We start from the raw sequence: 24,578 nt of genomic DNA on the forward strand, positions 1-24,578 counted from the left end.
ATAGTCTTAGATTAAGTTTATCAATTAAACCTTAAGCCAACGACGAACTGTAATAAGACCACCAATCAATAACATAGTTAGTAAGCCGCCAAAACCGGTGGCTGCGCCTTGGCGTTCAACACGGTCTTCAATGACCGAGCATTGATTTGCTTCGCCTGACGTGGGGTCCAAAATGACCGTTTTAGCGATTTGCTCTGTTTGCGTCTCGCCCTCACCGTCTACCAGCTCTTCTTCGTTGATCGTCGCGGCGGTAATCACGCCGTTGTTATTAATGCCATCGGCGGTTGCGATAAAGAGGTTCGCATCACAGTCCACTAAATCATTAAGGTTGGTGAAGCGTGCATTCTCAACGGCACTTTCAAAACTAAAGCCAACCCGGCGGCGCTGGGTTGAAAGGCTCGCTTCAATTTCGGCGGAGCCGACAATGACACCTGAATTGTTGATGGCCGTTGGATAGGTGCTTGAGCCATTGAAGAAGCCTTCAAGCTCCATAAAGGTATCGGTGTCGATATCATATTTAAAGCCGACGTAACGTTGCACCCCTTGAATGCTACGGATCAAGAAACCAACCACTTCGTTTTCATCGTTGATGTCCGTGGCCGAGCCCCATAGATAATCAGGGTCTTCGGTGATCGGTAGTGTTTGACCATCGTGAAAAATTGCTGGCATCTTGATGCGACGGTTCGGTTCGGCCGTACCTTCATAGTAGGTCCAGCTTTGCCCCACAGCGATACCATTATTATTGACCGCGTAGGCATAGCTCGATAGGTCGGCTTCGTCTTCTTCCCCGCGTTCCATAAGTGGCGGATAATAGGTTACGTCAATTACCTCACCACCTTGGTCAAGCTGCCATACGGCGGCTTGCATGTCATATATCGACTGGTTGGTCGCTATAGTGGTGCGGTCGTAGTAGCTCTGCAGATTAGTGGCTGTTGAGTTGCGTAAGGTAAACCAACGCTGCCACATGCAACCATACACAGAACGCACAGCGGTTTCTTCTTCAATGGCCGTTTCGCATTGTGCGGCTACTTCGACAGCACTTGGGCTAAGTGCTGTACTGGCAAAACCAACCGCAATGTTTTGATCATTAATATCCATCATCGCCGACTCACCGCCTAAATAGGCCTGCTCGGGAGCAGCATAGGTTTTGGTTTGACTGCCGTCGGACCAAATCGCTTGACGGGTAAAGTCACGCTCAGCGCCCTCATAGGTGATCGTTTCTGGATCATCGCCGCTGGTGGTATAACTAAATGACTCGTAACGATAAGGTGCGGTACCCCAACCTACCCGGGCATTGTTATTATTCAGGGCATAAAAGAAATGATCGGAGGTATTCTCAAGCTCCGGTGTTTCTGGGTCTGTGTCGTTAAAAAACTGGTTTAAGCTTGTTGTTTGCCCATCAAAGTAACCGGCGAAATAAAAGCTTACTCGGGGGTTACGCAATTGCGGACTAACGCCGTCGCGCAATATTTGCACCAGCGCATAATATTGGGCATAGCTTAACGAGTAATTTTCCAGGTCTTCTTCATCTGGGCTAATGCCAATGGATGCTAACGTGCTTGCTTGCAACCTAGTTAAATCGATGTCGAGGTCGTTCGGGATCTGGCCAATTACCGTAAGGTGACGGTTATCATTAATATCAGTAGGAAATAAATGACGAACCTGTTCAGGTGTTTCGAGTTTCTGAAAGGTAAATACGTCGGCCTGTGCTGTGCTTAAAAATGACGAAGCGACAGCCGCGCTAAGCATCCCTAAAGTAAGTTTTTTCATAAATGATTCAACTGCTCTCGTTTTGTAAATTTTCAAGTTCTTCCCAACGCTCAAGCGCAGTGAGGATCTCATCTTCTAGTTCGCTTAAACGTTCTAGAACCGGACCTGTAACTGCATGTGCCTGATTATAAAAGTCAGCGTCAGCGGCTTGAGTTTGTAATTCCTGTTGTTCGGCTTCTAATGACTCGATGTGTTTCGGTAGCATATCAAGTTCACGTTGCAGCTTATAGGATAACTTTTTCTTAGTTGGCTCTGAACCTTTGCGTGCAGGCTTTTCTGACTGCTGAACCGGCGATTTAGTTCCCGCAGACGTTTGATGGGCCAAATAGTGCTCAACATCGTTAAAATCGCCGACGATTTCCGTCACTTTACCGGCGCCCTCGAACAAACAAATGCTAGTCGCAGTATTGTTGACGAATTCGCGGTCGTGACTGACTAGAATCACCGTTCCTTGGTAGTCCGCAATAATTTGCTCAAGTAATTCAAGCGTGTCTATATCGAGATCGTTGGTTGGTTCATCAAGTACCAGCAAGTTACTCGGTTGCAAGAAAAGCTTGGCCAGTAACGCGCGGTTACGCTCGCCGCCCGATAACGCATGAACGGGCGTTCGTGCCTGTTGTGGCGCAAACAAAAAGTCTTGTAAGTAACTTAAAATATGACGCTCTTTACCATTAAAGGTAACGTCTTGCTTACCATCACCAACATTCTCGGCAACGGACTTCTGAGGGTCCAGTTTGGCGCGGTGCTGGTCAAAGTAAGCAACCTCAAGGTTGGTGCCTAACTTGAGCTTACCCGAGTCGATGTCTTGTTGACCTAAAATCACTCGAATAAGGGTACTTTTGCCGCAGCCATTTGGACCGACTAGAGCCAATTTATCGCCCCGTTGTAAGTTCAGGCTCAGGTCTTTAAAAATACACTGCTCGGCAAACCCTAAACTCATGCCCTCGCCTTCAAACACCAGCTTGCCTGAGCGTTGAGACTCTTGCACCGCAAGTTTCGCCGAACCTTGTTGTTCGCGACGCTGCTGACGTTCTTTGCGTAACTGTTGTAAGGCTCGAACCCGGCCTTCATTTCGCGTGCGACGGGCTTTTATACCTTGTCGTATCCAGGTTTCTTCTTGCGCTAACTTTTTGTCGAATTCAGCATTGTGCTTGGCTTCGACTTCAAGCAGTTCTTGCTTCGCCGTCAAGTAACTATCGTAATTGCCAGGGAATGAAGCCAATTGGCCCCGATCTAAGTCAATAATTCGCGTGGCGAGACGCCGAATAAACATCCGATCGTGGCTTATAAAGAGCACCGCACCTTGAAAGTCCAACAACACGCTCTCTAACCAGCGCACCATGTCGATATCAAGGTGGTTCGTGGGCTCATCAAGCAACAATAAATCAGGGTCAACTACCAGCGCTCGCGCCAATGCGACGCGGCGCAACCAGCCACCTGAAAGCGCCGCCATTGAAGCATTTTCGTCGAGCCCTAGGCGAGTTAAGGTTTGCTCAATGCGGGTCTGTAGCTGCCAACCGTTCGCTGCCTCAAGTTGCGTTTGTAAATGTGCTAATTTACCGAGTAATTGTTCGTTTTCAGGCTCTTGGGTAAGTTGCTGCGACGCTTCGTGATAGTTCTTTAAAATTTCCCCTACATCCGCAAGAGCTTCTGACACATAATCATAAACGCGCTGATCAGAGTTTGCTGGCGGGTCTTGTGGTAACCGAGCCACCACGGTATCCCCTACTTTTTGAATCATGCCATCATCAAGTTGTAGGTCGCCAGCAATGGCTTTCAGCAAGGTCGATTTACCAGCACCATTACGCCCTACTAAACACAAGCGCTCTCCGGCCTCAACGATCAGATCAACGTGATCTAAAATCGGCTCACGACCAAACGCAAGTTGCGCGTCTTGAACACGTAAAACGGTCATACTGTTACAAACTCCATTAATTGTTCACCAAAGGGCCAGCGTAACTCCGCATCATCTGCTTCACGTACTAACACGGGAACCAATAATGCATATTCATCAAGCAGCTCCGGCTGCTGGCTAATATCGACCCAGTGCAAGCGAATAGGTTCGTCAAGGTCCAACTGATGGAGTTGCACCAAAGCTTGATCACATAACGGACAGTTAGGTTTCGTTAGCAGATAAAACTCATTCGACACTTTGGGTCACCTTAAATAAGTGGTGAATTCCTTTATGTCGGGCGAAGTCTTGACTAATTGAACGCTGGGTCCAGTCTTCAGCCGTTAAAAATGCCGCTGCCAGCGCCTCTTTATCTAGTTTGAAGCGCCGTTTGTTGTTCGAAAAGATAATCACGCCGTCATCTTTAAGCAGCCGCGCGGCTAACTTCAGGAGTTGTACGTGGTCACGTTGAATATCAAGTACATCTTGCATGCGTTTAGAGTTCGAAAACGTCGGTGGATCTAGAAAGATCAGGTCAAACCGTTGCTGCGGCGGTTGCTTTTGTAACCACTGTACACAGTCGGCTTGCACAAAACTGTGTGGCTGCAATGGTAAGCCATTAAGCCGGAAGTTGTCTTCGCCCCAGGCTAAATAGGTTTTCGACAAATCAACCGAAGTGACAGCACGTGCGCCACCTAGGGCCGCATGCACCGATGCGCTACAGGTATATGCAAAGAGATTCAGCACCACTTTGCCCTCACTTAGCTCACCGATGGTTTTTCGTGCCCAGCGATGATCTAAGAACAAACCAGTGTCTAGGTAATCGCTTAGATTAATCTTAAAATCGGCACCATATTCGTGTACCACAGTGGTAATACCGCGCAAATGTTGTCGCTGATATTGTTGTTTCCCAGCTTGCTTTTGACGCACTTTTAAGTGCATGTTTGCCGCCGAAAAAGGCAAGGTCGAGGCCAATGTATCGAGTAAATACCACAACCGCTCCTTCGCCACAGCCGGTGGAATGTCTTTGGGCGCAGCATATTCCTGAATTACGAGATGTTCGTTGTAAACATCGACCGCAGCGTTATACTCTGGCAGATCAGCATCGTACAGGCGCCATGATGTAAGCCCTTCTTTTGCTGCCCATTTTTCAAGTTTTTGATAGTTCTTTTTAAATCGATTAGCAAGACCACTCGATTGCTCTTTGGTGAACTCAACTTGCTCTTCACTCAAGTCATAAAGTGCCAAAATAACGTCTAAAGCACCATTAAACAGCTTATATTTTTTATGGCTACGCAGTTTTAGACGTTTCAGCAAGGCTTCATCGCCCGCTAATAGTCCAATTTGCCAACCTTGAAACGCCTGACGCAATTGTTGGCCAAATCGACGATAGAGTAACAGTGTTTCGACCTCTTCACCTAAACGTTCACCGTAGGGAGGATTGCACAGTACTAACGATGAGTTTTCTGCTGAACCGAGTGCTGGTGCTGTTACTTTTGTTGCGTCTTGCGCCTGCCACTGGAAAAACTCTGCGAAACCAAGTCGCTGCGCATTTTGGTCCGCCACCGTTAAAATGCGTGGATCACTGTCTGAGCCATAAAAGCGTGGCTGAGTTGACGATTTCGCGTGTTCGTGACGATTTTCCGCCTCGTTCATCAAACCTTGCCAGAGGCTCGCATCATGCTGTAACCAACGACTAAAGCCCCAATGCTGACGGCGCAGCCCTGGTGCATGATCGAGCATAATCATCGCCGCTTCTATAAGCAGGGTTCCTGAGCCACAAAATGGATCAACAATGACTTCGGTATTTGGTGTCACGCCTGCACGAATCGCAATCGCTGCCGCTAGGGTCTCGCGCAGTGGTGCCAGCCCTTGTTCAAGTCGATAGCCACGGCGATGCAATGCTTCACCGCTTAAATCGATGTACCAAGTGAGTTGGTCGCGCTGTAGGTGAGCGTTAATACGAATATCCGGGTCAGCTTTGTCAACGTTCGGCCGCCCTAGCCCAGCGTGCCGAAAGTGGTCAACAATACCGTCTTTGACCACTTGAGCGCCAAACTGAGTATGACGTATATCATGATTTTGACCTGTAAAATCAACAATCAACGTATGCTCAGCGGTCATGTGTTGCTGCCAAGAGGTTTCAGCAATTGCAGCACTCACCGCCGCTAAATCATTGGTTACCGGGCATTGTCCTAATTGTAGTAGCACACGACTAGCAAGTCGGCTCCACAAACAGACCCGATATGCTCCCTCTAAATCGCTACTAAAACGACACCCAGCAAGGGTCTGTTGCACATCCTCGAGCCCAAGAGCCTTCAGTTCATCGAATAATAAGGGTTCTAAACCTTTGGCACAGGTGGCAAAGAGTTGCAGAGCTGACGTCATACTATTGGTTCATCCTTTTGCGTCATTGAATCAAGCTGATTATACGTGATGCAGCGCACCGTGTATTGTCGCAATTGTACTAAAAAGCAGCAGTCAGACCCAAATTGGTGGAATTATAGGCGTTCGTGACAAATAGCCATTGCGTTATCCTGAAAGCTTGGTAACATGCGCAGCATCGGACGCGGGGTGGAGCAGTCTGGTAGCTCGTCGGGCTCATAACCCGAAGGTCGTAGGTTCAAATCCTGCCCCCGCAACCAACAACATTTAAAAAAAGCCTGAACAGCAATGTTCAGGCTTTTTTGTTTGCCTCACACCCTACTAGTTGCCAGTGTCTATCTGTCTCTTCGACAAAATTCTGCTCTGGTAAACTATCAATGTACTTCAATAACACATCGCTGAGCATATCGGCGCCACGAACCACCGTTGTAGAGCCGTCGAGGTGAGGAAAATCACCACCACCATTGGCACGATAATTATTGGTAGCAACGTAGAACTCTTGCTCTGCCTGCAACGGTTTGCCATCGTAGCGGATCTCTGAGACTCGCTCACCGACGGCTTGTTGCGGGTCAATCTGGTAAGATAAACCCAAAATACTATCGAAATTGTAATGTGGAAACTCAGGGTTAATCAACGACCAGCAGCTAGGCCCACCCTCAGCAATCGCCGGTGCGGTGGCAGCATGTACCCCCTCCGCACTGCGTTCGAGCCAGGCATGAAGCTGTGCACCGTTAAGCTTAACGATGTCGAGCGTGTTCGGATAACGGTAAAGATCACCAATCGCTCCGCGCGTTAAAGGCCCAGCGGCAATCGTGGTAGCTTGATCAGCGTCGGTATAGGCGGCATCAAAGGGCGCCGCTGCACTCAGTATTGGTAATTCAGGTAGCTCGGTTGCACTTAATAGCTGTTGTGCCTGCCATACTTGCGCCCGTTGCACGAACTGCACCGCACTACTAGGTTGCCAGCGTGCCGTGCGATAACTCAACGTGCGTGACGTTGTGCCTATGGGCTGCTGCATGAAGGTCAACGTCGCTTGGTGCGCCTCGTTAACGAGTTCTTCAATGTGAGCGTTTGCTGGAATTGTTTTACTGACTGCGCGACTTTCACTTTGCGCGTCGATAACCTGCCATGACGCTTGGCTGTAGTTATAACTCAGGGTTAAATCGATAAGCCCCAAATGGCTACCATACAGCCCAGGCTGCACTGCCGGTGTGCCGCGAATAGTGCCTTTTGAGCTGTCGACGTCAGACAGCGCGTTATACACCTCGGTACCAGGGAATACCTCGTGTTGATGCCCGAGTAATAATGCATCCACACCGTCAATTCCCGCAAGTAACCAACCCGCTTGTTCATTATCATCGGGATCAGACGTCTGCTTCGGCATTCCTGTGTGGGCGGCTAGAATGACCACATCCGCGCCCTGCTCTCGTACCCTACGCACCGCGTGCTGAGCACTACTTAGCATGGGTAAAACTTCGACCTTATTGGCAAGATGATGTTGATCCCATTGCATAATTTGTGGTGGTAACACGCCAACAACTGCGACTTTTAAGGGCAGCTCGGTGCCTTGCGTATCTGTTACGGCTAGGTCGATCCATGCTTGCGATACCAGCCGTTGTTTTAACTTCTCTGGCGCTGCCTCGAGTAACTGCAAATTACTACTAATTACTGGAAACTGCGCATCACGGTAGGTATCGGCTAAAAACTCTAAGCCGAAATTAAATTCATGATTTCCAAGGTTTGCCACATCGTAATTTAAAGCGTTTAAAACTTTTAGAATAGGATGCGTTTGTTCGGCTACCGGATACTCAGCGACCGCCCAATCGGCCAGCGCCGACCCTTGAATAAGATCGCCATTCTCTATCAATAGATTGAGAGGTTGTTGTTGTCGGGCTTGCTCGATAGCGTTTGCGGTTGCTGCCAGGCCAAAACCAGCTTGAGATTGTTGCGAGAAATAGTCGAAGCTACGCACCTGGCCATGAACATCGCTGGTTTCCATAATTCGAAGGGTGGTACTAAAGTTTTTATTGGTGCTAGGCATGGTTTGCTCACAACTACTCGTACTGACCAAACAAAGGACAGCAAGCGAAAGGAATTTAAAACTTGGCAACACAGAGAACTCGCTTAAGCGTGGCGTAAATGGTCGTCGTCTAACTGCAACTGCAAATAATGGCTCGGTTGTAACCTATTACGAAGCACTTTAACCGAATCATATTGCTGCAGCGTTTTAACATCTGAAAGAGCCATTGAAGGCGACAGTAACATGCATTCGGCAAATTCGTCGTCGCCATTCATGATGGCAAAAATACCCTTTTCAGTTCCTGAATTCAGTTCGACCAACGCACCGGTGTCTAAACTGTAATTGGGAGGCACTTCACAACTTTGGAAATACCAACTTTGCGGCATTTGTGGGCGTCCGAAATGTTCAAGAATAGTACGGTTAATCGCTGCTTGCGTGAGCAGCATCGGATCCCAAAGTTCATAGGCTGACAAAATGTCATAGAATTCTTGAAAACAGCTGGCGTCATCGGTCGTAAAGGCGGCTTGCATTGGCTGCAAAGGAATGAGGCGTGACGCTTTGTAAGGACACTTATGCACCAGACCGTGGTCTAGTTCAACGATGAGCTGTTTTTGCTCGGAATCGTATAGCCAGCGCCAATGCTGAGATGCGTGCACGAAAGTACCTTTTTCGAGTGATTAACTGTTAGCTAACATAGCGAATGTCGCAGCCAATTACAAGCGATTCACAATATCCGGAATAAGTTTTGGTCCGTGATAAATAAACCCTGAATATAGCTGGACTAAGCTGGCTCCTGCTGCCATTTTGGCTTTCGCTGCACTATAAGAATCGACGCCGCCAACGGCGATAATCGGCATAGCGCCGTTGAGCAGCCCAGATAGCTTTCTGACGATGACCGTGCTGGCATCAAACAGTACCGCACCACTTAAACCACCCGCTTCATTCGCGTAAGGTAAACCTGCGACCGCTTCACGGCTTAAAGTGGTATTGGTTGCAATAACGGCGTCTAATTGATGCTTCATCAGTGCAGTTGCCATAGCTTGTAATTCGCGATCGGAGAGATCCGGGGCAATTTTCACGGCCAGCGGCACATAGCGTCCATGTTTAGTGGTCAGGGCTGCTTGCTCTTTTTTTAACGTACTTAACAGTTTATCTAGTGCTTCACCATGTTGAAACGAGCGCAAACCCGGCGTATTCGGCGATGAGATATTCACGGTAATGTAGCTGGCAAATGCATACACCTTACGCATACAGAAAACGTAATCGTCTACTGCTTGTTCTTCCGGTGTATCTTTATTTTTACCAATATTAATACCGAGAACACCGCTAAACTGAGCTTGTTTCACTTGCTCAACAAGGTAGTCCACACCTTGGTTGTTAAAGCCCATACGATTAATAATGGCGTGCTTTTCCGGCAACCGAAATAGTCGCGGTTTGGGGTTTCCATCTTGCGGCCGTGGCGTCACCGTGCCCACTTCAATAAAGCCAAAGCCCATCTGTGAAAAAGCATCGATGCACTCGGCATTTTTATCGAGCCCAGCAGCTAAGCCTACGGGGTTAGGAAACTCTATGCCCATAACTTTAGTGGGTTTGGCGGCAACCTTTTGCCGCCAAAACATGGCTAAAGGCGTGTGCGCATAACGCTTTAAAAGATTTAAAGTAATATCATGCGCTTGCTCTGCATCTTTGCGAAACAACCACGCCTTTGCCAGTCCGTACATACTAAGCCACCGTTACGCAGTTGTGGTTGAGTAACATCAGTTCGCGCAAAGCGACCGAGAACTTAGCAAATTCGTGGCTCTTGTTGGTACGGAAATCCGACAACATGTGCAACCAGCGGTCGACAAAGACTTGGTTTTCGTCCATCCATTGGTCGAGCACATCAAGGCCTTGCGCTTTAGCATCACCACTTTTGAGCATACTCATGGTCAGTGAACGTTGCTGCCAATCAAGCTCTTCCCGGAATGCAGCACGAGCCAACGCCTGCCAATGATTATCCACCGGTTGCGTATTAATTTGCTCAAGGAACCAGTGCAATGAGACACGCGCACCAAGATGGAAATAGGCTAATGCAACACTATTCACCTTGCGATTTGTTTCATGAACAATGTCGGCAATATCGAGCGCCGAGAATACCGTCGACAAGGTACCAATTTGCTGCGCCAGTTTCGCTGGGGCTCCCGCCTTGGTGAGTCGTTCGATTTCCTTTTCAATGCCTTCACGTTCTTCTGGAACCAAGTAATCCAACACGTTCTTACGTAAGTCATTGAATGAGCTTTGGTAAAAGTCGAGACGCTGCTGAATGGTCGCCAATTCTGGCTTCCGGTGGCGCAAGAACCAACGCGTTGCACGGCGCACAACACGGCGTAGTTGAAATAACATATGGTTCTGAATATCCGCCGGGATCTTATTATTGCCAGCTTCAATTTGCTCCATTAAGCCACGCAGGTTAAAGCACTCACGGGCGACAACATAGGCAGAAGCCACTTCTGCAGCGGTCGAGCCGGTTGCATCCATCTTACGGAAGACAAAGTTTGGCCCCATATCGTTGACGATGTTATTCGCTAGGCGTGTTGCAATAATTTGCCCGCGCAATGGGTGCGCATCTAAAGCGTCCGCATAGGGTTCATGTAACGGTTTTGGAAACGCGTTCGTCAACGAGCGTGCATGGAACGGGTCGGCCATAATGGCTTCGTCGAGTAAATCTTCTTTTAGCACCATTTTGCCGTAGGCGGTAATGACTGCCAGCTCCGGTCGCGTGAAGCCAACCCCATTGGCTTGGCGTTCTGCTAACTCATCGTCATCAGGTAGAAACTCCAGGCTACGGTTCAGCTGACCTTCGCGCTCAAGGTGGTGTATGAAGCGTTGTAGCTCTTTTACCTGGTCTGCCCCGCGCAGTGCAGTCACAGATACCGATTGAGACTGGCGGTGACAGTCTTTGAGTACGATTTGAGAAACCTCATCGGTCATATCGAACAATAATTTGTCACGCTGTTTGCGAGTTAATTCGCCGTCGGCCACCAATCCGTTCAAGAGGATTTTAATATTAACTTCGGTGTCAGAACAGTCGACGCCACCCACGTTATCCATCGCATCGGTGTTGATACGACCGCCAGTGCGAGCATATTCGATACGGCCTAATTGCGTGAAACCTAAGTTACCGCCCTCGCCCACAATTTTGGTTTGTAGCTCACCGCCATTCACGCGAACGCTATCGTTGGCGCGATCACCGACATCACTGTCGCTTTCTTTTTCCGACTTCACGTAGGTACCGATACCACCGTTCCAGAGGAGATCCACAGGTAGCGTTAATACGCACCGGATCATTTCGGTTGGTGTCATCGATTTCTTTTGGGTATTAAATAGCTTCTTCATCTCTGGGCTAAGCTCAATCGCTTTAGAGCTCCGAGAGAACACCCCACCACCTTTGGAGATCAGTGAGCTGTCGAAGTCTGACCAAGCCGAACGAGGTAGTTTAAATAACCGTTCGCGCTCAGCATAAGTTTTCTTCGCATCTGGCTCAGGGTCAATAAAGATATGCATATGGTTGAATGCGGCAACTAAGCGTGTGTGCTTCGATAACAACATACCGTTACCAAAAACGTCACCGGCCATATCACCGACACCCACAGCGGTAAAATCAGTGGACTGACAGTCGATACCTAGTTCACGGAAGTGGCGTTTAACAGATTCCCATGCGCCACGGGCGGTAATGCCCATTTTCTTGTGGTCATAACCTACCGAACCACCGGAGGCAAAGGCATCGCCGAGCCAGAAGTTATAATCCGCTGAAATGCCGTTGGCAATATCAGAGAAGGTTGCGGTGCCTTTATCTGCGGCAACCACTAGATAGGTATCGTCCTCGTCGTGACGCACTACATCTACTGGAGGCACTACTTCGCCACCGACAATGTTATCGGTGATATCTAACAGTGCACGGATAAAGGTTCGGTAGCAGGCCTTCCCTTCCTCGAAGAAAGCTTCGCGTTCGGTTGGCAGATCTTTACAGTAAAAGCCACCCTTCGCACCGACAGGAACAATCACGGTATTTTTAACTTGCTGGGCTTTCACCAGGCCTAATACTTCGGTACGGAAGTCTTCACGACGATCTGACCAACGTAGCCCACCGCGCGCAACTTTACCGCCACGCAAGTGAACACCTTCAACCCGCGGTGAATAAACGAAGATCTCATACTTGGGCAGCGGCAATGGCATCTCAGGTACGAATTCAGGCATGAACTTGACTGAAATATAAGGTTTTTCGTTACCTTGTTCGTCGTTTTGGAAGAAGTTTGTACGCTGCGCCGCAAGAATAAGCTCTACGTAGCGACGGAAAATGCGGTCGTCGTCTAAGTTTGCAACGTTATCGAGCTCACTGGTAATACGCGTTTCCAGCGCTTCGATTTTCTTCTCACGGCTCTTCGTGCCTGGCTCAAACTTACTGTAGAACAACTTAACAATTAAGGTCGCGATAACCGGATAGTTACTGAATGTTCCTTCGATGTAACTTTGGCTAAAGGTGGTACCGATTTGTCGCATGTATTTAGCAAACATGCGCAAAATAGTAACTTGGCGGCCAGTTAAGCCTGCGCTTAAAACTAAGCGGTTAAAACCATCATTCTCGTAATGACCTTTCCATGTATGGGCAAAGGCATCCTGAAAAACGTCGCGGCTGGCTTCAAGATCCAACTTCGTGTTGCTATGCAACATTTGGAAATCAAGCACCCAGTACACATCACCGTTGGTGGCTTTAATTTGATAAGGGCTTTCACCGATAATGCGCAGACCGAAGTTCTCTAACATCGGCAATACGTCCGAAAGGTGAATAGGCTCATCTTTGTGGAACAGCTTCAAGCGAATACGCTTGCTATGCTCATCTTCTTCGCGCGAGCGATAAAACAGCATGCCAAGCTTGTGATCTTTGTCTAAAGCTTCAAGCTGTTGAATATCGGCGATGGCAACAGACGGTAAAACTTCTTCTTTATAAGCGCGCGGGAAAGCATTCGCGTATTTTTTGTTTAACGCATTTGCTTTTGATTCACCAAAAGTACTACGCAGAATGCGCTCGAAGTTGTCTTCCCATGTCCGTGCGGCTTCAACTAGATCTTGTTCCAACTCTTTCACGTTAATATCCTGTGCCTGATCACCGACGCGCACGGTATAGTGCGTTCGCGCCAGAGATGATTCAGAAAAGTATGTGGTGAATTCCACATCGTATTTGCTCTGCAGTCTTGCTGCTAAAATCGCTTGCGTGCGCTGACGAAGTAAGGTGTTGTATCGCTCCTTCGGCACGTAAACCATGCAAGATGCAAATCGGCCGAAAATATCGCGGCGGACAAATAGTCGCGTCATGTCACGTTCTTGCATCTGTAGCACGCCTAAACCAACGTCTAACAGATCGTCTTCGCCGGCCTGTACCACTTCATCGCGAGGGTAGGTTTCCAAAATATTCAGCAGTGCCTTGGCAGCGTGCGAGTTCGGCGCAAAGCCGGAAGCGTCCATGACGCGCTTTACTTTTTCTCCCACTAACGGCACATCGCGCGCACTGTTGTTGTAAAAGCTGCTTGAATACAGCCCGATAAAGCGATCTTCGCCGATCACTTTGCCGTTCTTATCAAAGCGTTTAACACCAATATAGTCACAGTACGCAGGTCGGTGGACCCGTGATTTTGAGTTGGTTTTCGTTACCAGCAGCAAGGTGTTATCAAATGTCAGTTCGCGAGCCACCTCTGGCAATGATGACACCAAGCGCTCTTTATTGGTTGCTGACTTACGCATCAGGCCAAGACTCGAGTCGCTCTGCTGCCGAATAAGGTGATCGCCTTCAACAGCTTCGAGGTCGTAGCGTCGATAACCCATCAAGGTAAAGTTGTCTTGCGATAGCCACTGCAAGAAACGTTGCGCTTCTTTTAGTTCACACGCATCTCCAGGATAGTTAATATCTCCCAGTTCTTTGGCGATGGTTTCGAGCCGTTCACGCATCGGTTGCCAGTCAGAAACCGATGCTGTGACATCGTCCATCACCGATGCTAATTCGCGTTTCAGTTGGGCAATAGCGTCTTTGCTGGTCTGTCGGTCGATCTCAATCAGGAACACTGTATCTACTTCGTTATCGCCGCGCGTACCCGCTTTAAGGAGCTTGGTAATGCGATGCTCGTTATCGCGTTCGTGGCTGAGAGGAAGGTGTAATAACAAGTGAGAGTTAATACCTAAACGAGACAACGCCATACGAATCGAGTCGACCATAAAGGGCATGTCACTTTGAATGATCTCGATAATGGTGTGTGCCGATTCCCAGCCGTGGCGGGCCACTTCTGGGTTATAAACTTTGATTAGTGCTTTGTCACCAGATTCATATTCGTTGAAGCTGTGCCAGAGCCCCATAATTGCGCCGTAGAGGTCACTGTCGTTGCGTTGTGCGAGTTCGTCGGGGGCGACGTTGCGGAACATACGGAGGGCGAAGTCTTGAATGATATCAGCGCGGTCGGTCGCTCTTTGCTGAATGAGTCCGGCCACCTTCTGCAGTATAACGGGAGTCTGGCTGTCGCCAACGGAGTTCATACTAAGTATCCTTATAACTTTGTACGGTAGAACGCTGGTTAGTTTTTTTAGCAAAAACTGCGATAACCTCTATTGTCGGACATTTACCTAAGCTATTCAATGTTTATTAAGTGGAAAAAAGAGTGTTCAGACCACGGCTGACGCGGCCTGAACATGATTATGATGGGCGTATGCATGTTTATTGCAATTAGGTATCATCCGACGCCAGCGCACTGGCAATTTTTTCTTCAAGATCAGGGGCTAAGTTCTCAACCTGTTGTAGCTGTAACAGGCAGTCCTGCAACATTTCTTGGCGACTTGTATCGAACCGACGCCACTGCATAAATGGCGTGATCAAGCGAGATGCCACCTGCGGGTTTAAAGTGTTCAGTTGCTTAATTATGCCCAGCAACAATCGGTAACCAGCGCCATCGGCTTGATGGAATCGCAGGCTATTACGGCTAAAGCTGGCAAGTAAAGCGTACACTCGGTTCGGATTTCGCAAAGAAAACTTAGAGTGCTCGAGTAATTTCGCTACTTTGTCGACGGTGTCTGGATGACGCGCGTTTGCTTGCGCGGCAAACCATTTGTCCATGACCAAAGGCGTATCCTGCCATTGTGCTTCAAATTCAGCTAGCACACGTGCTTGGCATGGCAGTTGATGTTGCACGGCTATTTCCAATGCGCCCTGTTGCAATGTCATATTTCCCTGGATCAGCGCCTGCTGCTCAACAACTTCATTGAACTGATGTGGCTTGGCAAGTGCTAGGAAATAGAGACATTTTTGGCGCAGTGCACGATCGGCCATAGCCTTATTTGAGAGATCATCGGCGCGCGCCTCGAGTGCTTCAAAACAACGGTTGAATTCGCTCGCTAAGGCTTTCGCAACAGCTTGTGCGAGACTATCTACCGCCTGCTCGATAGCTGCAAGCGGCGCCTGTTGCGGATAATACTCGAGTAGCTCTTCGGCACTAGGTAGCGCAAAAATAAGTGCCTTAAGTCCGTTATCTAAAGGTGCTTCAAGAACCGCACGCAAGGCGTCTATTTGACTCGCCGACAGAACGGCAGGTTGTTGCTGTGCCACCGACTCTCGTAGGGCCGCGAGATAAATTTGCTGCGCTGCTTCCCAGCGAGTGACCTCTTGTTCAGCATGGCCTAACAGCAACTCAAGATCTTGTGTTGTCAGTTGTGTCTGCAGTTTCACTGGTGCGCTAAAGTTTTCTAACCAAGCGATCACGGGCTCTTGTTCGACATCGTTAAAGGTCAGCTGCAGTGTTTCGCTGTCTAGCACGACCAACTGGCTACCTGACTCATGCTGTTGTACCTGTGACGCACCCTTTAGTTGTACGCGCTCACCGGCTTGGTTATAAGCACTAAACAACAGCGGTACCACCACTGGCTGTTTCGTCGATTGTTCTGGCGTGGCTGGCGTCTGCTGGTGCAGTTTAATATGCAATTCACCGGTAGCGGCATCATAGCTTTGTGAAATGGCCACTTCTGGTGTACCTGCTTGGCTGTACCAACGACGGAACAGGCTTAGGTCAAACTGATTTGCATCTTCCATGGCCGCGATAAAGTCTTCGCAGGTGACCGCTTGGCCGTCATGGCGCTTACGATACAGTTGCATTCCCAGTTGAAACTTGTGCTCGCCTAACAGGGTATGCAACATACGAATGACTTCCGCACCCTTGTTATACACGGTAACCGTGTAAAAGTTATTCATCTCAATAACTTTATCAGGACGAATAGGATGCGCCATGGGGCCCGCATCTTCGTTAAACTGGAAGCTGCGCATGACACGAATGGCGTCGATGCGATGGACCGCACGAGAACCTAAGTCAGAGCTAAACTCCTGATCACGGAATACCGTAAGGCCTTCTTTTAAACTTAACTGAAACCAGTCACGACAGGTAATTCGGTTGCCCGTCCAATTGTGAAAGTACTCGTGCCCTATCACCGACTCGACATGGACATAATCCCAATCCGTCGCACTAGCTGGCTCGGCCAAAACATATTTCGAGTTGAAAATATTAAGCCCTTTGTTCTCCATCGCTCCCATATTGAAGAAGTCGACGGCTACGACCATGTAGCGATCTAGGTCGTAAGCAAGACCAAAGCGCTCCTCATCCCATTGCATGGCACGTTTCAAGGAGGCCATCGCGTAATGACCGCGTGCTAGGTTACCCTTATCAACGAACAGCTCGAGTCGCACATTGCGCCCTTCAGTTGTCACATAGTGATCTTCTAAACGATCGAAATCGCCTGCGACCAGCGCAAACAGGTACGCCGGTTTTGGATGAGGATCATGCCACGTCGCATAGTGCCGGCCCTGCTCTAGCTCACCTGTAGACTCAAGGTTGCCATTACTTAACAAGTACGGGAAGCGCTCACGTTCGGCGATAACAGTGGTGGTAAACACAGCCAACACATCGGGGCGATCAAGGTAATAGGTAATTCGCCGGAAACCTTCGGCTTCACACTGAGTGCAAAACGCGCCACCGGATTTATACAGGCCTTCAAGCGCGCTATTGGCGCTAGGATCAAGTTCCGTAACAATTTCTAACTCAAACTGATCTGGCACCTTGTCAATGGTCAAGCTTTTGTCGGTGACGGTATAAGCATCCGCATCGAGGGTTTCACCATTAAGTTGCACAGAGACCAATTTTAGCTGTTCACCATCTAAGGTAAGTGCCCCACTCGTACGACGTGAAAGTCGCATTTTTGAACGTACAAGGGTTGCCACATCATCAAGTTCGATGGTCAGGTTAACCCGTTCAATAGAAAAAGCCGGAGCGCGATAATCGCTCCGGTATTTAGCTGTTTTATTCGACATAACGACTCTTAACTACTCGCGTTTTCCGGTGAATGATTCGGGGTGTCACGGCGCAGGATGCGGATTCCTGTGTAACCGTAGAAGATCGCAATTAACGGTGTTAACCAGTTAAAGAATGCGAAAGGTGCGTATTCAAGTGGGCTAATAGCAAGGGTACCCATCATAAAGGCACCACAGGTGTTCCACGGTATTAGCGCGGATGTTAAGGTGCCGCTGTCTTCCAAGGTACGCGATAGCACACGCGCATCTAGGCCACGTTTTTCGTACTCTTCGCGGAACATCCGCCCTGGAATAACAATCGCCATGTATTGATCAGCGGTTAATACGTTTGCACCAAAACAGGTAAATAATGTCGCTGTGATCAAGTTACCGGTGGATTTTGCAAAACCCAGCACGCCAGAGATCAAGCGTTGTAATAAACCAATTTTTTCTACCACGGCACCAAAGGCCATCGCACTCAAAATCAACCAGACGGTATTGAGCATACTCGACATACCGCCGCCGCTAAGTAATGAATCTAATTGTTCGCTTCCTGTTTCAACGGTTACTCCGTCGGTGAGTGCCAGCCAAACAACTTTTAGGCTACCGACCGCAGAATCATCACCCGCCAGTTGCGTAATCAGCTCAGGTTGGAAGAGTACCGCCCATACACCACCTAATAGCGCGCCAAAAAACACCGTGGGTAGTGCCGGTTTGCGAGTGGCAGCTAAGTACAGCAGAACCGCAAGCGGAACCAGCATTTCCCAACCAATGTTATAGGCGTTGGTGAGTTCAAGTTGCATGGTTTCAAGCTGTAACGCGCTGGCAGTGGCCTCAACATTTAAGCCTAAGAAGAAAAAGATGATCAACGTAATTAAATAAGCTGGGCCTGCGGTGTAAGCCATGTAGCGAATATGGGCGAATAGCTCGGTACCTGCTACCGCCGGTGCTAAGTTAGTGGTATCAGATAAAGGTGACATTTTGTCACCGAAATAGGCACCAGAAACAACTGCACCTGCGGTAATCGCTGGCGACAGCCCCATACCAGCGGCCACGCCCATTAGTGCAACACCGATGGTCGCGGCAGTTGTCCACGAACTACCAATGGCTAACGCAATAATACCGCAGATAAGAGCACTTGCAGCGTAAAACCAGCCAGGATTTAGCAGTTCTAGACCATAGTAGATCATCGTCGGCACCGTTCCTGAAAGTAACCAGGTTCCGATCAATGACCCGACGGCTAGAATGATTAACAGTGCCCCAAGTGCGACTGAGATCCCTTCTTTGATGCCCTCTTCAATGTCTTCCCAACTGTAATTATTGATAAAGCCAATGATAATAGCGACGCCAGCTGCGCACCAAAGTGCGATCTGATTGGGACCATACGAAGAGTCTTCGCCAAATAAATACACCGAGCCCGCAAGTGCACAAATAAGCACCAGTAAGGGTAATGCTGCCTGCCACAAGGTTGGCTCTTTAAAAGCCGAAAGTGATTGATTTCGCATAGTTGTCTCTAATGTCTTTTAAATTATGTCAGCACTACGCTATTAACCTTTTTAAAAGTTAATAACGCCGATCAGCTGAAGGAAAATAATTGTAATGATCGCTGGTGCAACCCAACGTACCATCAGCAACCAGAACCGGAAAATCGCCGGACGCGTGTCGAGCTCGTCTTGGCTTGCTGAACGAGCCATAACCCAACCGCTAAACAATGCCAGCAACAAGCCACCTAACGGCAGCAGCACCGAGCCTGTGGCGTAATCGATGACATCAAACCAACTAGCCAACGACTTACCTGGCACTTGCACATCGATTTGTGTCCAAGGCGCACCCGCAAATGAGTAAATCGTCACTTGCCCCAATAACCACAACGCACCAACGGCAGTCAAAGTGGCCGGCCAGCGGCCCCAATCAAACTTCTCTTCGATAAATGCCACGGCTGACTCTATCATTGCAATAGCTGAAGTAAATGCAGCAATCACCAGCATCACAAAGAAACCAGTGCCAACGAGAACTCCTCCAGGCATACTGCTAAAAGCAATAGGTAGGGTTTTAAAGATGAGTCCCGGCCCTGCCTCTGGAACTAGGTTACTACCAAACACGATGGGGAATATGGCTAAACCAGCAAGGAGCGCCACTGCGGTATCTGCTAACGCCACCCATAATGTGGTTTGTACAATTGACGTTTCACGCGGCAAATAAGCACCGTACATGATGACCACACCCGAGGCTAAGCCTAGCGAGAAAAACGCATGCCCTAACGCAAGCAATACACCATTAATGGTAAGGTCACTAAAGTTTGGCGCAAACATAAACTCAATTGCACCACTAAAGTCACCTATTGATGCCGCATAAAGGGCAATGATAACCAACAAGGCGACCATGATCGGCAGCATCCAGCGCACCGTGCGTTCGAGACCATCTTTCAGACCTTTCCCGACCACCAACGCGACCAATGTGAGTACCACGGCGTGCCAAATAGACAGGCGCAGTGATGAGCTCACCAGGGTATCGAAAATGCCGCTGATTTGTGCCACCGACTTACCGGCAAAGGCCCCGGATGCAGCTTCATAAACATAAGCAGCGGCCCACCCCGCGATCACCGCATAAAAACTTAATACGAGAAAGCCGGTGGCCATGCCTAACCAGCCGGTGATTTGCCAAGCGCCACTACGGCACGACTCTTTGGCGACTTCTCTGGCAGCAATACCTGGGCTATGGCGACCGCGGCGACCAATAACGATCTCTGCGATCATCACCGGAATACCGATCACCGCAATGCACAGCAGATAGACCAAGACAAAGGCCCCACCACCATTTTCACCCGTGATATACGGAAATTTCCAGATATTGCCCAAGCCAACCGCAGCGGCCGTTGAAGCGAGAATAAACGCCATGCGGCTCGACCAGCGGCTGGCAATCAATTTAGGACGTGTCATAACCTTTTAATCCGTAATGTTATTATTGTTTTAATTTATCAGGTTTTGCTTAGTCTATAAAAAAGCCGCCTGGGGCGGCTTTTGGGGTGAGCAAGCCATACTTAATGCATGGCAAGTTTCATCGTATCAATGAGCTCAAAGCTTAATACCAAAGTTTCGTTCAAGTAAGGGTCAGGTAATTCAAACTCCTCTGGAACGTCGTCGAGACTATCGACCGCTTCAAAGCCGGCGCGAACAAGCCGCTCGTTGGTACGGGCCAAGGCTTTATCTTCGTTCGCCTGATCTTCAGCTTCACGCTCGGCTAGCACCAAGCTCACCCACGTTTTGTCTTTTTCTTGCTGGTATTTTTCAGCGTCTTCCAGAACATACTTGAACTCAGGGTTTTGCTTCACGTTTTTCGCTTTCAATGCGTTCAATTCTGCAAGTTTGTTAGCAGAAATGAACTCCAGATTACGATAGTCTGCGGTGTCAATTTTGTCCCATGGTAGCGCATTCTCTTGACTGCTTTCGCCAAAGGTCTCCGGGTCTGTCACGGTTGGAAACGCAACATCAGGGCGTACGCCTTTCATCTGTGTACTACCACCATTAATGCGGTAGAACTTAGCAATTGTGTACTGCACGCTACCAAGTGGTTCATCGAAAAAGTCAAAGCGGCGCTGCAAACCACGGTGTTGTTGCACGGTTCCTTTACCATAGGTATTTTCACCAACAATTAACGCACGTTCGTAATCCTGCAGTGCTGCTGCGAAAATTTCCGATGCCGACGCACTGTAACGGTCAACCATCACCACCAGCGGGCCGCCATAGAAGGTTTCACCATCACGGTCGCCATTCACTTCACGTCGACCACTGCCGTCGGTCACTTGCACCACTGGGCCTTCGTCAATAAACAGGCCGGTGAGTGCAATTGATTCCTGTAAAGAACCACCGCCGTTACCACGAAGATCAATAATCACGCCTTCAGCGTCGGCTTCAGTCACTTCTTGGATCAGTTTTTTTACGTCATCACTTAGCTTGTGATAAAAGCTCGGAATGGTAATGACCCCCATGCTTCGACCCGCGTAAGGGCCCTCTTCCATGGTCTTGATTTCAACCTTTGCGGCGCGATCTTCAAGCTTCACTTCGTCGCGAACAATAGAAATCTCTGACGGTTTCGCACCTGCAGCTTGATTCGCTTTCAGTACTTGTAATTGGACAGTTGTACCTTTAGGTCCCTTAATCAGTTCGACCACTTCATCAAGGCGCCAACCGACGATATCGACAAACTCGGCATCTTCGTCATCGCCCTGGGCAACAGCGACAATTTTATCTTCTGGGGCAACTGCGCCGGATTTATCTGCTGGACCGCCCGGCACTAAACTACGAATAACCGTGTAATCAAACTCTGATTGCAGCACCGCACCAATGCCCTCAAGCGATAAATTCATATTCTGCTCGAAGCGTTCTGCATTGGCTGGTGAAAGGTAACTTGTATGTGCTTCAACGCTACGCGCGAATGCGTTCATGACCGTTTGAAATACATCTTCACTGTTGGTTTGGGTCAATCGCTTAAGCGCATTGTTGTAGCGTTTTTCCAGTGTTTCGACAACGTCGGGCCATTCTTTCCCGGTCATTGTTAGGTTTAAGGCGTCGTACTTGACACGTTGACGCCATAATTCATCCAATTCTTCGGTTGTAGTTGCCCATTGGGCATCTTCGCGATCGTAATGGTAACGATCTGACTCAACCGTAAAATCAAAAGGTTGTTCTTTATCGAGTAGGCCTAACGCGTATTCATAACGCTGGTAGTTACGCTTAAGAGCTTGCTCAAACAACGAATAAGCGGGGCTTAATTTTCCCGAATGAATCATGTCGTCGAACAGGTGTTTGTATTCACTGGCTTGTTCAATGTCTGAACGCAGCAAAAACATTTTGTTGTAATCGAGCATCTCTAAGTAACGATCAAGAATTTGCTCTGAAAGCGCGTTGTCCAACTCCATATTTTTGAAATGGTAACGAGTGAAATAAGTGGTCACGCGCTGGCTTACCACACTGTGTTGTTCCTGTTGGCTTAACTTCGGTAAATCTTCCAGTTGGTGGGCCGGTGGTACGGCTACCGCCGCAGACACTACACCCAGTTGCAACGCAACAGCTAGCGCTAATTTCTTCATCGTTACCTTAGGCATCTATTTACTCCTGCTGTGCCAAAAATATAGCTTCTACTGCAACTTTGACCGTTAAGCCGTTATGAAGTTGCACCACTACATCGTTTCGGTCGATCTCAACGACTTCTCCGGCGACCGGCTGTTTTCCGGCTTTAACTTGTACTTTTTGTCCAGCTTGCAAACTGGCGCTATCAGCGGCCTGAAGTTTTGGCTGTGCAGGCTTCTTGGCGGGCTTTTTACGGGCCGGCTTGTGACTAGCTTTCGCGCCTTCGGCTTTGCCAGGCACTTTTGCGCGACGCGCGTTGGCGCGCGGAGCAGATGGTGCCGCTGCCTTTTTGCGTTCCGCCGCAGCCGCCTTCGATTGCGCTAATGCTTCCGCAGCGTGGGTTTGTTGCTCTTCATCCACGGTGCTCACGGCTTCGCCGTTTAAATCAACGCGCTCTGCGCCTTTTTTCATTGCGCGCAGGTAACGCCAGCTATTGGTATAGTGGCGCAACGCAGTACGCAGCCGAGTTTTGCTTAGCGCTTCGTCGTCTTCAAGCTGCTTCGCAAGATCTTCAAAGATACCAATTTTAAGGGGCTTGGCATCGCCTTCGAGTGAAAAACAGGCCGGAAACTTCTCCGCAAGATACCCAATAACCTCTTTATTATTACTCAATTTTTTTACTTCACTCATGTTCGTCAAATTCCTGCTGACGGGCGTCAGCTAGCTGTTCTAAAATATACGCCTGCATTTCATCACTTTCGAGGCCCAGCAAGTCAGGGTTTTCAATCCATTCAAAAAGTGTACGGCGAACGACTTCTTCCAATACGTCTAAGTTATCATCTTCTTCGCGATAGCTACCGATATAGTGTAATAGTTCATTCATCTGATCGACAGCAACTTCCGCATCGTCATCAAAAAAAACCATGTCTTGCACACTAACTAAGTAAGCATAGACATCAAATTCACTATACATTCTGCGATCCGTTTAGTTGGTTCCAGTTGAGCGTTTCGATGAATCTACCAAGTTTACTAAGGCCATCGGCATCGTGCTGTGTAAAACGACCAACCGTTGGACTATCAAGGTCAAACACACCAACCACACGCTGATGAACGGTCAAGGGCACCACAACTTCAGCATTCGACGCGCTATCACAGGCGATATGGCTTGGAAAGGCATGGACATCTTCCACCAACTGGGTTTCTAGACTACTTGCCGCAGCCCCGCAGACACCTTTGCCAAACGGAATACGTAAGCAAGCAACCTTACCCTGAAATGGGCCTAAAACCAACGTGTCTGGTTCGCGGGTTAGGTAAAATCCAACCCAATTGACATCATCAAGCTGATCAAATACTAAGGCTGACAGGTTGCTCAAGTTAGCGATGAGGTCGGGCTCGTCTGCAGTAATTGCTTGGGCTTGTGAAATTAATAAATCGTAATCCATCATTGTCATTTATTTTGACTCATCGGCGGTTAATGGAAAGGTGGCAATGCTCTGCTCTGAGCGCTGCAGTTGTTCACGCATTTTCCGTTTACTTTGAGTTACCAACAAGCCGTCGGCACCTACGCGAAAAGGCTCTTCTGATGGACAGTAATTTGCTTGGTAGGCCATTACCAATTGAATGGTATGTTCTTTCTGAGCCTCGGTAAGCGCTACACCATCAGGCCATCGGCCGGTTTCAACAGCTTGCACCAAGCGCTCATAGGTTTCTGGCGAGATACTTGCCAGTAAGTCTTCAAACTGCATTAACGACCTCGCTTCAAAAAGACGATACGCACACGGTTAATAACGAACCAAACTAAACCCACCACGATTAACCCGTAACTTACTTGGGCTTGCCAAGCATCAGGGTGCGGTTGTTCAAGAAAGGTATAAGCAAACGCCGCTATCGCAATGAGTAATGCCAACATTGACTGACTTAAGAGCTTGTCTTTGCGGCGTTGAACAGCACGCGCCTGCTCGCGCTGCAGGTCTTCACTAGAGCGGCCAGCGAGCACAAAATCACAATGAGAACAGGTCTTTGCCTTATCGGAAATTCGTTTATTACATGAGGGGCATTGAATGAGCGCCATGATGTCCTCTAATTACCTAC

Annotated in this window: 17 protein-coding genes and 1 tRNA gene; 1 reads left to right on the forward strand and 17 read right to left on the reverse strand. The window is 48.7% G+C overall.

The genetic code is table 11. The features are described from left to right. Positions 1-24: 24 nt before the first annotated feature. Genes PSI9734_RS02650 through rlmKL form a run of 4 tightly spaced genes read right to left on the reverse strand, consistent with a single transcriptional unit; the run spans position 25 to position 6,049 of the window. Positions 25-1,770 carry a DUF3466 family protein gene (locus tag PSI9734_RS02650; protein ID WP_173919557.1) on the reverse strand — a complete coding sequence of 582 codons (1,746 nt, stop codon included), beginning with the start codon at positions 1,768-1,770 and terminating at the stop codon, positions 25-27. A 7-nt stretch (positions 1,771-1,777) separates the two neighbouring features. Then, complete coding sequence (gene uup / locus PSI9734_RS02655; RefSeq protein ID WP_173919558.1) at positions 1,778-3,685, reverse strand: ATP-binding cassette ATPase Uup; 1,908 nt, start codon at positions 3,683-3,685, stop codon at positions 1,778-1,780. Beyond that, positions 3,682-3,921, reverse strand: coding sequence for a glutaredoxin family protein (locus PSI9734_RS02660; RefSeq protein ID WP_173919559.1), 240 nt, complete (start codon positions 3,919-3,921; stop codon positions 3,682-3,684). The genes uup and PSI9734_RS02660 overlap by 4 nt, the downstream gene beginning before the upstream one ends. Then, positions 3,911-6,049 (reverse strand): bifunctional 23S rRNA (guanine(2069)-N(7))-methyltransferase RlmK/23S rRNA (guanine(2445)-N(2))-methyltransferase RlmL, encoded by a 2,139-nt coding sequence (rlmKL, locus tag PSI9734_RS02665; protein ID WP_173919560.1) that lies wholly within the window; start codon positions 6,047-6,049, stop codon positions 3,911-3,913. The genes PSI9734_RS02660 and rlmKL overlap by 11 nt, the downstream gene beginning before the upstream one ends. A gap of 180 nt (positions 6,050-6,229) precedes the next feature. On the opposite strand from rlmKL, the gene PSI9734_RS02670 reads away from it, so the two are divergent. Beyond that, a tRNA-Met gene (locus PSI9734_RS02670) sits at positions 6,230-6,306 on the forward strand. A gap of 32 nt (positions 6,307-6,338) precedes the next feature. Here PSI9734_RS02670 and PSI9734_RS02675 read toward each other — a convergent pair. The 13 genes from PSI9734_RS02675 to PSI9734_RS02735 all read right to left on the reverse strand — a co-directional run bounded on the left by PSI9734_RS02675 (position 6,339) and on the right by PSI9734_RS02735 (position 24,558). After that, positions 6,339-8,087, reverse strand: coding sequence for a bifunctional 2',3'-cyclic-nucleotide 2'-phosphodiesterase/3'-nucleotidase (locus PSI9734_RS02675; RefSeq protein WP_173919561.1), 1,749 nt, complete (start codon positions 8,085-8,087; stop codon positions 6,339-6,341). Between the two features lie 83 nt (positions 8,088-8,170). Next, positions 8,171-8,722, reverse strand: a complete 552-nt coding sequence (locus PSI9734_RS02680) for a cell division protein ZapC domain-containing protein (protein ID WP_173919562.1) — start codon at positions 8,720-8,722, stop codon at positions 8,171-8,173. Between the two features lie 57 nt (positions 8,723-8,779). Next, entirely contained in the window at positions 8,780-9,787 is a 1,008-nt protein-coding gene (gene pyrD, locus PSI9734_RS02685) for a quinone-dependent dihydroorotate dehydrogenase (RefSeq protein WP_173919563.1), read from the reverse strand. A gap of 1 nt (position 9,788) precedes the next feature. Then, a complete protein-coding gene (locus tag PSI9734_RS02690) occupies positions 9,789-14,627 on the reverse strand; it encodes an NAD-glutamate dehydrogenase (RefSeq protein ID WP_173919564.1) in 4,839 nt (1,612 codons plus the stop codon). A gap of 187 nt (positions 14,628-14,814) precedes the next feature. Further along, positions 14,815-17,439, reverse strand: a complete 2,625-nt coding sequence (gene pepN, locus PSI9734_RS02695; protein WP_173919565.1) for an aminopeptidase N — start codon at positions 17,437-17,439, stop codon at positions 14,815-14,817. 8 nt (positions 17,440-17,447) lie between these two features. Next, positions 17,448-18,923 carry a Na+/H+ antiporter NhaC gene (nhaC, locus tag PSI9734_RS02700; protein ID WP_173919566.1) on the reverse strand — a complete coding sequence of 492 codons (1,476 nt, stop codon included), beginning with the start codon at positions 18,921-18,923 and terminating at the stop codon, positions 17,448-17,450. Positions 18,924-18,974: 51 nt separating this feature from the next. After that, positions 18,975-20,357 carry a sodium-dependent transporter gene (locus PSI9734_RS02705; RefSeq protein WP_173919567.1) on the reverse strand — a complete coding sequence of 461 codons (1,383 nt, stop codon included), beginning with the start codon at positions 20,355-20,357 and terminating at the stop codon, positions 18,975-18,977. A gap of 101 nt (positions 20,358-20,458) precedes the next feature. Beyond that, a complete protein-coding gene (gene prc / locus PSI9734_RS02710) occupies positions 20,459-22,522 on the reverse strand; it encodes a carboxy terminal-processing peptidase (RefSeq protein WP_246194691.1) in 2,064 nt (687 codons plus the stop codon). A 4-nt stretch (positions 22,523-22,526) separates the two neighbouring features. Continuing rightward, a complete protein-coding gene (gene proQ, locus PSI9734_RS02715; protein ID WP_173919568.1) occupies positions 22,527-23,177 on the reverse strand; it encodes an RNA chaperone ProQ in 651 nt (216 codons plus the stop codon). Continuing rightward, positions 23,170-23,460, reverse strand: coding sequence for a hypothetical protein (locus PSI9734_RS02720; protein ID WP_173919569.1), 291 nt, complete (start codon positions 23,458-23,460; stop codon positions 23,170-23,172). The genes proQ and PSI9734_RS02720 overlap by 8 nt, the downstream gene beginning before the upstream one ends. Further along, positions 23,453-23,938 carry a GAF domain-containing protein gene (locus tag PSI9734_RS02725; protein WP_173919570.1) on the reverse strand — a complete coding sequence of 162 codons (486 nt, stop codon included), beginning with the start codon at positions 23,936-23,938 and terminating at the stop codon, positions 23,453-23,455. Before PSI9734_RS02725 ends, PSI9734_RS02720 begins: the two co-directional genes overlap by 8 nt. Then, positions 23,939-24,232 carry a YeaC family protein gene (locus PSI9734_RS02730; protein WP_173919571.1) on the reverse strand — a complete coding sequence of 98 codons (294 nt, stop codon included), beginning with the start codon at positions 24,230-24,232 and terminating at the stop codon, positions 23,939-23,941. Continuing rightward, positions 24,232-24,558, reverse strand: coding sequence for a zinc ribbon domain-containing protein (locus PSI9734_RS02735; RefSeq protein WP_173919572.1), 327 nt, complete (start codon positions 24,556-24,558; stop codon positions 24,232-24,234). The genes PSI9734_RS02730 and PSI9734_RS02735 overlap by 1 nt, the downstream gene beginning before the upstream one ends. Positions 24,559-24,578 lie beyond the last annotated feature (20 nt).

It is taken from the genome of Pseudidiomarina piscicola (assembly GCF_902806985.1).
In the GTDB taxonomy this organism is placed as follows: domain Bacteria; phylum Pseudomonadota; class Gammaproteobacteria; order Enterobacterales; family Alteromonadaceae; genus Pseudidiomarina; species Pseudidiomarina piscicola.